Origin of the sequence: Fictibacillus marinisediminis, from assembly GCF_023149135.1 — a bacterium.
GTDB classification, from domain to species: Bacteria; Bacillota; Bacilli; order Bacillales; family Fictibacillaceae; genus Fictibacillus_C; species Fictibacillus_C marinisediminis.
The window spans coordinates 2,546,287-2,560,255 of record NZ_JAIWJX010000002.1; the positions used below are offsets into that span (position 1 = coordinate 2,546,287).

A 13,969-nucleotide genomic window follows, 5' to 3' on the forward strand; every position below is an offset into this window, starting at 1 on the left:
CTGTCTATATTCCTGTAAATTCTCCAAACTCTTCCCGAAGGATGCCGCAGATCTCTCCGATCGTGCAATAATCACGCACACAGTCCAAAATGAGCGGCATAAGATTTTCTGCTCCTTGAGCACCTTGGCGCAGCGCACCCAACCGAGCGCTCACTCGGTCGTGATCCCTCGCAGACTTCAGACGGTTCAGCTTTTCTTTTTGCTTCTCCCCCAGTGTTGGATCGACTCTTAATAGTTCAGGCTGGACTTCATTTTCAACCGTGAATGAATTCATGCCTACGATGACTTCATTCCCTTTTTCGATCGCCTTTTGTATTTCATAAGACGTATGATGAATTTCACGCTGCATGTAGCCTTGTTCAACGGCAGCCACTGCTCCGCCCAGTGATTCTATTTTTTCAAGATAAAGTTTGACTTCTTCCTCCATGACATCCGTCAGGTGCTCCACATAATAAGATCCGGCCAGAGGATCCACCGTATCCGCCACTCCGCTCTCATGGGCGATGATCTGCTGAGTTCTTAACGCGATTCTCGCAGAATCCTCGGTAGGAAGGGCGAGTGCTTCATCCCTCGAATTCGTATGCAGGCTTTGAGTGCCTCCCATTACGGCTGACAGCGCCTGAAGGGTTACACGGACAATATTGTTATCTGGCTGCTGGGCCGTCAGCGTAGAACCGCCTGTTTGGGTGTGAAAACGAAGCTGCCAGCTCTTCGGGTTCTTTGCCTGATAATGTTCTTTCATAAGTTTGGCCCAAATTCTTCTGGCTGCCCTGAACTTGGCGACTTCCTCAAAGAACTGATTATGGGCGTTAAAGAAAAACGCCAGCCTCGGTGCAAAATCATCGATGTTCAATCCGGCCTCCAACGCTGCATCGACATACGCTTTTCCATTGGCGATCGTAAATGCCAGCTCTTGAACAGCATTCGCCCCGGCTTCGCGGATATGGTAGCCTGATATACTTATGGTGTTCCATTTCGGCACCTGTTCCTTGCAATATGCAAATATATCCGTGATGAGGCGCATAGAGGGCTTAGGAGGGAAAATATACGTTCCCCTCGCAATGTACTCTTTTAAAATATCATTCTGAATCGTACCGGATATTTTTTCCGAAGAAACACCCTGCTTTTCTGCCACAGCAATGTACATTGCCAGCAAGACGGATGCAGGTGCATTGATCGTCATCGAAGTACTGACCTGATCCAGCGGGATATCCCGTAAAAGCGCTTCCATATCTTCCAATGAATCGATGGCAACCCCTACCTTCCCTACTTCTCCCTTGGACATCGCATGATCAGAGTCATAGCCGATCTGGGTAGGAAGATCAAAGGCGACGGAAAGGCCCGTTTGCCCTTGTTTTAACAGGTAGCGGAACCGCTTGTTGGTCTCTTCAGCAGAACCGAATCCGGCATATTGCCTCATCGTCCAGTAACGGGCCCTGTACATCGTTGGCTGTATACCCCTAGTATAGGGATATTCGCCAGGCAATCCAAGTTTCTCTATATCGTAATCTTCTGTTTCTGCTCCATAAAGCCTGTCGATCTCAAATTTTGAACTCGTTTCAAATTTTTGCTTTCGTTCTGGAAACCGCTGCATGCTTTTCTCTGTTGCCAGCTTCCAATTCTTTACTCTCTCCTGATGCTTGCTCATATGGCTGCCTCCTATAACCTATCATTCGACATTTTCTTTCTTACATTACTTTCTTTTTGAAAACGCTTTTTCCTGCCAAAATTGCTAAAATTATAGACAGATGGAAGGAAATCTTGTTACACTGTTCAATTCCTTGTACAATAATAATTGGATAAGGAGGGTAATGATGTCTCGAAAATTAATAAAAACCATAGTCTTTATCATGCTTGGCTCCTTGCTGCTGACAACCCTGCTGACGGGGATAAGTGCATTGTTCTAATAAAAACCAAAAAAATAAGCCTTTGCGGCTTATTTTTTTTGCACTAAATATCACTTTTCTTAAAGCTTTTCTTAATCTGCAAGTAGCGCTCAATCTCATTTAAAAGATGAAGCAGCTTCGATCTTGTCTCAAATTCTTCCCGGTCTTTCGGCAAATCCATCTCTCGGAACTTGCTTCTCAATTTTTCAATACTATCAAGATAGATGACTGCCGTATTGCCCGGATGTACGGCTTCACTCAATTCATTGAAAAAATTCCCAAGGATGTACCCCTGCATATATCTCTGATCAATAGAAGAAAGGATCGGCATCATCCTCTCGATCAGTTCAAGCTGCTTTTCCCTCATCCTGAAATAAAGGTAATATTCATTTTCATAGCGTACCGTATGATTCTCCACATCGCGGAAAGCAAGATCCTTCCCCTCATCGATCAGCTGAGCCGCTTTAGTGATCTCATGCCCGTCCCAGAGATGGTTATGGTCATACAGATAGTCCCGAAACTCAAGAAAGATGGATTTGAATTGTTCCTCGAGGTCCGACTGGATCTTCTTTACGGTATGTTCCATGCTTGGCATATACAAGTTGACAAAAAGGGCTATGCCGATTCCGATACAAATCAGGGCAACTTCATTCCCTACCGCTTTCCAGCTGAGGTATTCCAGTGTATACAGATGAAGAATGATAACCGAACTTGTAATGATGCCTTCCTTAAGGTTTAAGGCAACAAGGACAGGGATAAACAGCAGGATCAGCAGCCCGATGCTCCATGGATGATAACCTAGAACATTGAAAAAAACGGCGGCAAACAATATACCGATGATACATGCCGCAAACCGTTCCCAGGAACTGATCAAGGACCGTTTCTGCGTCACTTTAACACAAAGAATTGTTAATATTCCTGCGGAGCTGTAGAATTCCAGACCCAACCACTGAGCGATGCCGATAGCAAGAGCCGTCCCGATTGCTGTCTTTACCGTCCTGTAGCCGATTTTGATTGCTGGCATATTAGCCTTCCTTTCCTGCTGTACTCGCAACGATTATCTCATGTTTAGCATGCGGCAGAAAGAATTTTGACATGCACATAGAAAGAAGCAAAAAAAGAGACCTGAAAAGGCCTCTTATAATACTTTTTCAAGAAAGGATTTCGCTCTTTCTGTTTTTGGCTGTTCAAAAAATTCAGCCGGCTCAGCATCTTCCACAAGCACACCGTCATCCAAAAATATAACACGGTCCGCCACTTCCTTGGCGAAGCCCATCTCATGAGTAACGATGGCCATGGTCATCCCGCTTTGAGCAAGGGATTTCATGACGTCCAGTACTTCCTTTACCATCTCAGGATCAAGAGCAGAAGTAGGTTCATCAAAGAGCATTACTTCCGGATTCATCGCGAGAGCTCTTGCAATCGCTACACGCTGCTTCTGGCCACCGGAAAGCCTGCCTGGATATTCGGCTTCTTTATCAGCAAGACCGACTCTCTTAAGAAGCTCTCGGGCAGCTGCTTCTGCCTCACGTTTAGAAACTTTATTAACGGTAACCGGTGCATACGTTAAGTTGTCCATTACAGTCATATGCGGAAAGAGGTAAAAATGCTGAAACACCATCCCGATCTTCTTTCGGACTTGCTGGATTTTAGATGCTTGAGCAGTTACCTCCTGATCCTTGAATAAGATTTTTCCATCCGTCGGTTCTTCAAGCATGTTTATACATCGGAGGAAGGTCGATTTCCCTGAACCGGAAGGGCCGATGATCGCAACGACCTCGCCTTGTCCGATCTCAGTGGAAATGCCTTTTAATACTTCGTTTTTTCCAAATGTTTTATGAAGGTTTTCGATTTTAATCACCGCGGCTCATTCTCCTTTCAAGCATGCGTCCCAGAACAGTTAATGCCATTACCATCAGATAATAGATGATTCCTGCAGTTATCAGCGGCTCAAAATAACGGTACGTATCTGCCCCGACAATCTGTGCGCGCCTCATGATATCTGTCGTACCAATCACCGCAATGATGGCTGATTCCTTCGTTAATGTAATAAATTCGTTCATCAGTGCCGGCAGAATGTTCTTCAAGGCCTGAGGAAGGATGATCTGTCTCATCATTGAACCATAGGAGACCCCAAGCGCCATAGAAGCTTCACGCTGCCCTTTATCAACTCCATTGATTCCGGCCCTGATGATTTCGGAAACGTAAGCCGCTGAGTTCAATCCAAAGGTCAATACACCTGCAAGAAATGGTTCGATTTTATATCCTGTCAGCTGAGGTGTCGCATTATAGATAATCAGCAGCTGAAGAATAAGCGGTGTTCCACGGAAGATGGATGTATAAGCGTCTGCTCCCCATCGAAGCACTTTCACTTTGCTTATTTTGCACAGAGAAAGAATCGTACCAAGCACAAAGCCTAAAAGAATGGACACAACCACAAATTTCAGGGTCGTTACTATCCCTTTTAAAATATACGGTACAGAAGGCATGATAGTTGAAAAGTCAACAATCGACTTCTTCTCTGCTTTTTTCTTAGATTTCGGTTCAAACCATTTTTTGGCGATTTTATCCAGCTCGCCATTCTTTTTCATCAGCGCAATCTGCTGATTAAAATCATCCGTCAGCTTACTTCCTTTTTGAAGAGCAACCGCAGAACCGGCAGATGCGGAATCAGGTATTTCAAAAGCACTTAAATCTGAGTTTTTATTTAGATATTCAATAGCGACTCCGTCTTCAATAACGGCTCCATCAAATCTTTTAGACATAATTTCCTGTACAAGGTCAGGAACTTTATTTCTTTTTTCAATATGAACCTTGTCCACTTTATCAGCAATTTTTTTCGCTTCATTTTCCTGGATGGAACCTAGCTGGACACCAATTGTTTTTCCTTTTAAATCCTGAATCGTTTTAATTTTAGGATTATCTGTAACGACCAGCTGCTTAGCTTGATAGTAGGTGTTTGAGAAATCCACCTTCTTCTTCCGCTCTGAATTCGGCGTCATGCCAGCCATGACGAAATCGACCCGCTTTGAATCAAGTGCAGGAACCAGACCGTTAAAATCCATATCTTTTATGACGAGATTATAGCCAAGCTTGTCCGCGATGTGATTAGCCACATCCACATCAAAACCAATGATTTTGTTGCCTTTGGTCGTATCGATATACTCATAAGGCGCATAATCGGCAGATGTTCCCATCACCAGTGTTTTTTTATGTTTTTCTTTTGCTAAAGCCTGGTGCTCGCCCATTGGCAATACAGCCCCCACTGCACTGAAAATGATCAATAGCGCAAGTGAAAGCAATACATAGGTTCTTTTTAGCATTATATCCCCCAACTTTCTTAAAAAGTGTCTCTATAAAATTTATGCATTCATATTTATTCAATATAATGTATTTTAACACAAAAAGTGAGTGATATTAGTTTTTAGATAATTCCGAATGTATTTCTATTCATGATAGTGCATAATAAAACCCATCCTCTAAGAGAGAATGGGTCTTAAATGTTTATTTGCAATAGGTATTAAACGCATTGATTAATTTATTGACAACTTCCATCGGTTCTTCGCCTTCAATTTCGTGTCTTTGCACCATCGTTTGAATTTCTCCATCTTTTAGAAGCGCAAAGGATGGGGAAGAAGGAGGATAACCGGTAAAATAAGAACGCGCTTTCTCTGTCGCTTCCTTATCCTGTCCGGCAAAAACGGTAACAAGATGATCCGGGCGGATACCCTGCTTAACTGAATAAGAAGCAGCCGGCCTGGCAATACCGCCTGCGCATCCGCATACAGAATTGATCATAACCAACGTTGTTCCATTTTTAGCTAGTGCTTCATCTACCTCTTCAGGCGTCGTTAATTGCGTATATCCAGCCTCTACGATTTCTTTTCGTGCTGATTCAACGGCATCATTCATGAAAAAGTTAAAATTTAAATTCATTGCTGACCTCCCCTTTCTGCCTTTATTTTACCCGTTTTCTTTATGAATACAAAGAAAAGACGCTTACCGAAGCGTCTTTTCTTTAGGGGGTTATGGGGTATGGAGGTGTTGATACTTCTTACTTACCCTTTTCATTCCCACATAAACCTCTTTTTAATAAATAGATGTTGTTTCACTCGAAATATTTTCCAAGCGTTCTTTAACACGGGCAAGGAACCGTCCGCAGACAAGTCCGTCAAGTACGCGGTGGTCAAGTGACAAACAAAGGTTAACCATATCACGGACTGCGATCATACCGTTATTCATAACAACCGGACGTTTTACGATGGATTCTACCGAAAGAATCGCTGCCTGCGGGTAATTAATAATCGGTGTAGACATGACAGATCCAAAGGAGCCGGTATTATTGACAGTGAACGTGCCGCCTTTCATATCATCAGCGCCCAAACGGTTCGTACGGACTTTATCTGCCAGTTCCTTCACTTCACGCGCGATGCCTTTGATGCTCTTCTCATCTGCCTGTTTGATAACAGGAACGTAAAGTGCAGTATCGGTCGCTACAGCGATGGAAATGTTAATGTCTTTCTTCTGTATAATCTTATCGCCCGCCCACATGGAATTCAATTGAGGGAATTCTTTCAGTGATTCGACGACAGCTTTGATAAAGAAAGGCAGGAACGTTAAGTTGTAGCCTTCTTTTGATTTAAAATCGTTTTTCACGCCATTGCGGTAAGACACGAGGTTAGTAACATCTACTTCGACCATCGTCCACGCATGAGGAGCTTCGTGTTTGCTCCTCACCATGTTGGCAGCAATCGCTTTTCTTACACCTGTAACTGGAATCTCAATATCGCCAGGCTGGCTTTCAACCGATGCTGCTGGTTTTGGTGCTTCAGTTTGAGGAGCCGCCTGTGGTTCTGGGGCCTTGACGTTTGCTGCCTCCTGAATCGGAGCTTGAGCCGGTGCTGTACCTTGTGCCGGAATATTACCGGATTCAATCAATTTCATTAAATCTTTGCGGGTAATCCGGCCATTCATTCCGGTACCTTCCACTTGGTTCAGATCAATGTTATGTTCATCCGCTATTCGAAGAACAGCTGGAGAAAAACGGTTTTTCTCAGATTTGTCCCGCTTAGGAAGCCCAGTTTCTGAAGAAGCAGTCGCCGTTCCTTCTTCTTTTTTATCAGAAGAAGGAGCTGCCGGGGCTGCTTGCTCATTACTTTTTTCCGCTGTCCCGCTTTCCGTATCGATATAACAGATCAACTCGCCCACAGCGAGTGTGTCGCCTTCCTGAGCAGACAATTCTTTAATAACTCCAGTAAATGAAGAAGGAATTTCTGCATTTACCTTATCTGTCATTACTTCAGCAAGCGGATCGTATTTCTTTATATGATCGCCAGGCTGTACCAGCCATTTGCTGATTGTTCCTTCTGTAACGCTCTCCCCGAGCTGGGGCATTAAGATTTTTTCCGTAGCCATTTATTCACCCTCCTGCTAGAGTGCTGTTTTAGAATTCAGCAAGTTCTCTCATTGCTTTTTCTACCTTATCCGGATTCACCATAAAATACTTCTCCATCGTTGGAGCGTAAGGCATTGCAGGCACATCAGGCCCTGCAAGACGTTTAATCGGTGCGTCCAGTTCAAAGAGGCAATGTTCACCGATAATAGCGGAAACTTCGCTCATAATGCTTCCTTCTTTATTATCTTCAGTCAATAGCAATACTTTGCCTGTTTTTGAAGCAGCTTCAATAATCGCTTCTTTGTCAAGAGGATATACGGTCCTTAAATCAAGGACATGAGCGGAAATTCCGTCTTTCTCAAGCTTTTCTGCTGCTTGAAGCGCAAAATGTACACATAAGCCATATGTAATGACCGTAATATCATCACCTTCACGTTTCACGTCGGCTTTGCCGATCGGCAGTGTATATTCTTCTTCTGGAACTTCACCTTTGATCAAACGGTAAGCGCGTTTATGTTCAAAGAAAAGAACAGGATCTTCATCACGAATCGCAGCTTTCAGAAGGCCTTTTACATCATAAGGAGTCGATGGCATCACGATCTTAAGTCCAGGAACATTAGCGAACAATGCTTCGACTGACTGAGAATGGTACAGAGCACCATGAACCCCGCCGCCATACGGAGCGCGGATAGTGATCGGACATGTCCAGTCATTGTTCGAACGGTAACGGATCTTCGCAGCCTCTGAAACAATCTGGTTTACAGCAGGCATGATGAAATCAGCAAACTGCATTTCAGCAATAGGCCGCATGCCATACATCGCTGCACCAATTCCTACCCCTGCAATCGCGGACTCCGCCAATGGAGCATCAATTACTCGATCTTCACCAAACTCTTCTATTAATCCAGCAGTGGCACGGAACACTCCTCCGCGTACTCCAACATCTTCTCCAACCACAAAAACTTTTTTATCCCGTTGCATTTCTTCTCGTATCGCCTGTGTTACTGCATCTATATAGGAAATAATCGGCATGGTTTCTCCCCCTTACTCTGCATAAACAAAGCGCATTGCAGATTCTGGGTCTGCATACGGCGCTGCTTCTGCATAATCAGTTGCTTCATCAATGATCGCTGCAATTTCTTCATGGCATTGCTTCTCAAACTCGTCAGTTAGAACGCCTGCATCTTTTAGATATTGAGCAAACGTAAAGATCGAATCCTTTGCCTTTGCTTCTTCAACTTCTTCCCTTGTACGATAGGCACGGTCATCATCATCACTGGAGTGAGGAGTCAGCCTGTATGACACGGCTTCGATCAATGTTGGACCCTCTCCGCGGCGTCCGCGGTCTGCAGCTTCTTTCACTGCTTCATATACAGCCAATGGATCGTTTCCGTCTACGGTAACACCAGGAATGCCATAGCCTAAAGCACGGTCTGAAACATTTTTGCACGCCAGTTGTTTTTGGATCGGTACAGAAATGGCGTATTTATTATTTTCACACATGAAGATAACAGGAAGTTTGTGAACACTGGCAAAGTTGATGCCTTCATGAAAATCTCCCTGATTGGAAGAACCCTCTCCAAATGTGGTAAATGTAACAAGATCTTTTCCTTCAAGTTTTCCGCCAAGTGCCATACCGACAGCGTGTGGAACTTGAGTCGTAACGGGGGAAGAACCTGTTACGATTCGATATTTTTTTCCGCCAAAGTGACCCGGCATCTGCCTTCCACCGCTGTTAGGATCTTCAGCTTTTGCAAAACCTGAAAGCATCAAGTCTTTTGCAGTCATCCCAAACCAAAGGACGACTCCCATGTCTCTGTAATACGGCAATGCGAAATCTTTTTCACGGTCCAGCGCCATCGCGGCTCCGACCTGTGCTGCTTCCTGCCCCTGGCAAGAGATAACGAACGGGATTTTACCAGCCCGGTTCAACAGCCACATACGCTCATCGATTTTTCTGGCCATCAGCATCGTTCTATACATTTCAAGGACTTTTTCGTCCGTTAAACCAAGTCTTTCATGGCGGTTTTCGCCCATGATAGATCCCTCCTATTTTTAGAAATGAATCGCTTTTCCATCGACGGCAAGCGCAGCTTCCCCGAACACTTCAGAAAGTGTAGGATGAGGATGAACAGTCTGGGCGATCTCCCATGGTGTAGCATCCAGAACTCTCGCCAGACCTGCTTCAGAAATCATATCGGTAACGTGCGGTCCAATCATATGGACCCCCAAAAGATCGTCCGTTGCTTCATCCACTACAAGTTTAACAAATCCGTCTGATTCTCCATAAACAAGAGCCTTACCGATTGCTTTGAACGGAAACTTTCCGACCTTTACAGTATACCCTTTCTCTTTCGCTTCCTTTTCCGTATATCCTACACTCGCCATTTCCGGGCTGGAGTAAATACACTTAGAGATCATGGAATAATCAATTGGGTGCGGGTTCTGGTTGGAAAGATGCTCTACTGCTGCAATACCTTCATGTGAAGCCACATGAGCAAGCTGCAGCCCGCCAATAACATCTCCGATGGCATAGATATGGCTTTCTGCCGTTTGGTAATATTCGTTTGTTTCGATAAACCCTTTTTCTACTTTGATCGCTGTGTTCTCCAGGCCAATTCCTTCCACATTTGCCTGGCGTCCAACGGAAACAAGGATTTTTTCTGCCGAAAACGATGCCGTTCCGCCTTTATGCTCAGCATCAATCTGAACGGATTCTTCTTTTTTCAGCGTTTCTGAAAGAACTTTCGCACCTGTAACAAGTTTGATTCCTTTTTTCTTCAAGATGCGTGCAGCTTCCTTGGAAATCTCTTCATCTTCTGTCGGAAGGATTCTGTCCGCATATTCTACAACCGTAACTTCGACCCCGAAATCATTGAGCATGGAAGCCCATTCGATGCCGATTACTCCGCCTCCGATGATCAGGATGGATGCTGGAAGAGTCTCCATTTTCAGAGCATCATCTGAAGACATGACCAATTTGCCGTCAATCTCTAACCCAGGCAGTGTACGAGGCCTGGATCCAGTCGCTACTATAACATTCTGCGGAATGAGGATTTCATTCTCGTCTCCATTGTTAAATTCAACCGAAATTGTTCCAGGCATCGGAGAAAAAATGGATGGCCCAAGGATACGGCCTGTCCCTTCGAAGACTTGAATGTCCCCTTTTTTCATGAGGTGCTTTACACCGTTATGAAGCTGATCAACAATTTTTTGTTTGCGTTCCTGTACTTTATTAAAATCAAGGGACACACCTTCAATGGAAACACCGTATTCAGCTGCTTTTTTAGAAGTAGAATAAACTTCTGCACTTCGCAGCAAGGCTTTGCTTGGAATACACCCTTTATGAAGGCAAGTTCCGCCAAGCAATCCTTTTTCCACTATCGCTACTTTTTTGCCTATTTGAGCTGCACGGATGGCTGCAACATAGCCGCCTGTACCGCCGCCGAGGATTACTAAATCAAAATCAGTTGCCATACTGTTTCTCCTTTATCACTTTAATTCGTTCGGACAGAAACATCTGATGCAGGATAATCTTTGGCTTCTTCCTCGCCTTTTAATACGCGAAGCCCTCCTTCGGCCAAAGCCTGAAGCTCATTTTCACCGGGCTGAACGATAACATCAGCAATCCATTCTACACGTTCTGTAATCTTTTTCACAAATTCCTTGCCGTAAGCTAGTCCTCCGGTAATGATGATCGCGTCAACTTGTCCTTCTAATACGGTACTGGAAGCGCCTATCTCCTTTGCCACCTGGTAGGCCATCGCATCGTAGATCAGCGCCGCTTCTTCATTGCCATTCGCGATCATCGCTTCGACCCTTACTGCATCATTCGTGCCAAGGTATCCGACAAGGCCGCCTTGTCCGACCAGTTTCTTCATGATCTCATCGGGATAGTATTCGCCTGAAAAGCATAATTCCACTAAATCTCCGACAGGAACGGTTCCGGCTCGTTCAGGTGAGAATGGACCTTCGCCGTGAAGACCGTTGTTTACATCAATAACTTTGCCGTAAAGATGAGCACCAACGGTAATTCCTCCGCCCATGTGCGTAACAATGAGCCTGAGGCTAGAGTATGGCTTACCAAGTAGAGAGGATACTCTTCTTGCAACAGCTTTTTGGTTCAATGCATGAAAAATACTCTTTCGCTTAATCTCTGGGATTCCCGAGACTCTCGCAAGCGGCTGCATCTCATCGACGACAACGGGATCAACAATAAATGATGGAATGTTTAGTCCGGATGCGATTTCGTATGAGATGATCCCGCCGAGATTAGAAGCATGCTCTCCCGCATAGCCCTTTCTAAGATCCGCAAGCATCAGATCATTCACATGATACGTTCCGCCCTCGATGGGACGCAGCAAACCGCCGCGCCCTACTACCGCACTTAATTTAGAAATGTTGATTCCTTCATGATCAAGGGTTTCGAGAATTGTATTTTTTCGAAATTCATATTGATCGATAATATTTTCAAATGTATTGATACAGTCGCTGTCATGCCGTATAGTTTTTTCAAAAACAGCACGTTCATTGTCGAAAATCCCGATTTTGGTAGAGGTTGATCCTGGATTGATGACGAGTAAGCGATGTTCTTTTGTAGGCACCATATAAACCTCCAATGTTCAAACCGAGATTAGCGGGTTCTGCTGGACAGGATATGACGTTCGTTTAAAAGGAACTGGCTTCTGGAATTGCGCATTCTTTCAATTCGTTCTTCAGCGAGCCTGTCAGCTGCCAAATAAGTCGGGATACCATCGCGTTTTGAAATCTCGATAACTTTCGCAATGTTGTCATAGATGGTCTCAACTTTTTTCATAGCACGGTCGCGGTTGTAGCCGTTCAATTCATCTGCTACATTGATAACACCGCCCGCATTGATGACATAATCAGGAGCATAAATGATTCCCATTTCGTGGATCGCATCTCCATGACGTGTTTCACGAAGCTGGTTGTTTGCCGCACCCGCGATGACTTTTGCCTTAATCTGGCCGATCGTTTGGTCGTTGATGATCGCTCCTAATGCACATGGTGCAAAAATGTCACATTCAACTCCATAGATTTCGTCAGGGTCGACTGCTTTCGCACCAAATTCTTCAACGACACGGTCAACCGCTTCTTTGTTGATATCTGTAACGATAAGCTGTGCGCCTTCTTCGTTTAAATGGCGGCAAAGATTGTAGGCAACATGCCCCACACCTTGAACTGCAATTACTTTCCCTTCAAGTGAATCCGTGCCAAACGCTTCGTTGGCTGCCGCTTTCATTCCGCGGTAAACACCGTAAGCTGTAACTGGTGATGGATTGCCTGAAGAACCGAAAGCAGGAGAGACACCTGTTACGAATGGTGTTTCCTGGTAGATGATATCCATGTCTTCAACCGTTGTACCTACATCCTCAGCTGTAATGTATCGGCCGTTAAGACCTTGAATATAACGTCCGAACGCACGGAACATTTCCTCATTCTTGTCTTTTTTCGGATCGCCGATAATAACCGTTTTTCCGCCGCCAAGGTTCAGACCTGCAGCCGCATTTTTGTAAGTCATACCGCGTGCGAGTCTAAGTGCATCTTCAAACGCATCTGCTTCAGTGTTGTATGTCCACATTCTTGTCCCGCCTAATGCTGGCCCAAGTGTTGTATCGTGAATAACAACAATGGCTTTTAATCCTGATTGTTTATCTTGGCAAACCACCATTTGCTCATAATCATATGTTTCCATGTATTTGAATAGTTCCATTTTATTTTTCCTCCTGGTTGTTGTTATTTTTTTCAAGTGATTTTACTGCAAGAGCAATAGAGTACAGCTTGCTTTCAGCCGTATCCGCTCTGGAAGTCAGAACGATTGGTGCACGGGCACCTGCGATAACTGCTCCCACCTTGGCATTTGCAAAATAGATAAGTGATTTATACAAAGCGTTGCCTGTCTCGATCGCAGGAACAACCAGTACATCGGCATGCCCTGCAACCTCGCCGGATATGCCTTTGTGTTCAGCCGCTTTTACTGAAATGGCATTATCCAATGCAAGGGGACCATCGACGATACACCCGCTGATTTGTCCTCTCTTGTTCATCACCGTCAGAGCACTCGCATCCAGCGTTGCCTGCATGGCCGTGTTCACGGATTCAACAGCCGCCAAGACCGCAACCTTAGGCATTTCAACTCCGATACCTCTTGCAACCTGCACGGCGTTCTCGATGATCTGTGCTTTTTGCTGAAGATTTGGAGCAATATTCATTCCTGAATCGGTTACAAACAGCAGCCGATCATAGCCTGGAACTTCAAAGGCAGCGACATGTGACAGAATTTTACCCGTCCGCAGCCCGTTTTCTTTGTGAAGGACTGCTTTAAGCAGGTCAGCTGTAGGAATCAGTCCTTTCATCACGATATCTGCTTGACCGCTGCTAACCACTTTCACAGCTTCAAGTGCAGCGTTTTCAGGTTTTGCTTCCATAATCTGAAGCTCTTCATTTTGCTCAAGCTTACTTCGCTGTAGCAAAAATTGGATTTTTTCTTTATTTCCAACAAGGATAAATGATGCAATCCCTTTTTCATAGGCCTGCTTCACTGACAGAATGACTTCTTCATCTTCAGCAGCGGCAACTGCCACTACTTTTTTTGATTCCGTTGAAATGGAGTTCAGCAGATGTTCTAGTTTCAATGTTCAGCCTCCTTTTGCCACCCTTCTAATTA

Annotated in this window: 13 protein-coding genes; 1 reads left to right on the plus strand and 12 read right to left on the minus strand. The window is 44.7% G+C overall.

Features of this window, described 5'->3' with window-relative positions; genetic code table 11:
* Positions 1 to 4 precede the first annotated feature (4 nt).
* A complete protein-coding gene (locus tag LCY76_RS13545) occupies positions 5 to 1,648 on the minus strand; it encodes an acyl-CoA mutase large subunit family protein (protein WP_248253073.1) in 1,644 nt (547 codons plus the stop codon).
* 166 nt (positions 1,649 to 1,814) lie between these two features.
* Here LCY76_RS13545 and prli42 point away from each other — a divergent pair, with 166 nt between their 5' ends.
* Positions 1,815 to 1,907, plus strand: coding sequence for a stressosome-associated protein Prli42 (prli42, locus tag LCY76_RS13550; protein ID WP_156316366.1), 93 nt, complete (start codon positions 1,815 to 1,817; stop codon positions 1,905 to 1,907).
* Positions 1,908 to 1,950: 43 nt separating this feature from the next.
* On the opposite strand, the gene LCY76_RS13555 is transcribed toward prli42, so the two are convergent.
* The 11 genes from LCY76_RS13555 to yqiS all read right to left on the minus strand — a co-directional run bounded on the left by LCY76_RS13555 (position 1,951) and on the right by yqiS (position 13,937).
* On the minus strand, positions 1,951 to 2,910 hold the full coding sequence (locus LCY76_RS13555; RefSeq protein ID WP_248253074.1) for an aromatic acid exporter family protein: 960 nt from the start codon (positions 2,908 to 2,910) through the stop codon (positions 1,951 to 1,953).
* Positions 2,911 to 3,024: 114 nt separating this feature from the next.
* Complete coding sequence (locus LCY76_RS13560; RefSeq protein WP_248253075.1) at positions 3,025 to 3,747, minus strand: amino acid ABC transporter ATP-binding protein; 723 nt, start codon at positions 3,745 to 3,747, stop codon at positions 3,025 to 3,027.
* A complete protein-coding gene (locus LCY76_RS23875) occupies positions 3,740 to 5,209 on the minus strand; it encodes an ABC transporter substrate-binding protein/permease (protein ID WP_272885612.1) in 1,470 nt (489 codons plus the stop codon). Before LCY76_RS23875 ends, LCY76_RS13560 begins: the two co-directional genes overlap by 8 nt.
* A gap of 181 nt (positions 5,210 to 5,390) precedes the next feature.
* On the minus strand, positions 5,391 to 5,822 hold the full coding sequence (locus LCY76_RS13575; protein ID WP_248253076.1) for a BrxA/BrxB family bacilliredoxin: 432 nt from the start codon (positions 5,820 to 5,822) through the stop codon (positions 5,391 to 5,393).
* Positions 5,823 to 5,975: 153 nt separating this feature from the next.
* A complete protein-coding gene (locus LCY76_RS13580; protein WP_248253077.1) occupies positions 5,976 to 7,301 on the minus strand; it encodes a dihydrolipoamide acetyltransferase family protein in 1,326 nt (441 codons plus the stop codon).
* A gap of 28 nt (positions 7,302 to 7,329) precedes the next feature.
* Positions 7,330 to 8,313, minus strand: a complete 984-nt coding sequence (locus LCY76_RS13585) for an alpha-ketoacid dehydrogenase subunit beta (protein WP_248253078.1) — start codon at positions 8,311 to 8,313, stop codon at positions 7,330 to 7,332.
* 12 nt (positions 8,314 to 8,325) lie between these two features.
* Complete coding sequence (locus LCY76_RS13590; RefSeq protein ID WP_248253079.1) at positions 8,326 to 9,318, minus strand: thiamine pyrophosphate-dependent dehydrogenase E1 component subunit alpha; 993 nt, start codon at positions 9,316 to 9,318, stop codon at positions 8,326 to 8,328.
* Positions 9,319 to 9,336: 18 nt separating this feature from the next.
* Entirely contained in the window at positions 9,337 to 10,758 is a 1,422-nt protein-coding gene (lpdA, locus tag LCY76_RS13595) for a dihydrolipoyl dehydrogenase (RefSeq protein ID WP_248253080.1), read from the minus strand.
* Between the two features lie 20 nt (positions 10,759 to 10,778).
* Complete coding sequence (gene buk, locus LCY76_RS13600) at positions 10,779 to 11,885, minus strand: butyrate kinase (RefSeq protein ID WP_419714948.1); 1,107 nt, start codon at positions 11,883 to 11,885, stop codon at positions 10,779 to 10,781.
* A gap of 29 nt (positions 11,886 to 11,914) precedes the next feature.
* Entirely contained in the window at positions 11,915 to 13,015 is a 1,101-nt protein-coding gene (gene bcd / locus LCY76_RS13605; RefSeq protein ID WP_248253082.1) for a Leu/Phe/Val dehydrogenase, read from the minus strand.
* Between the two features lies 1 nt (position 13,016).
* Entirely contained in the window at positions 13,017 to 13,937 is a 921-nt protein-coding gene (gene yqiS, locus LCY76_RS13610; RefSeq protein WP_248253083.1) for a phosphate butyryltransferase, read from the minus strand.
* Between the last annotated feature and the right edge of the window lie 32 nt (positions 13,938 to 13,969).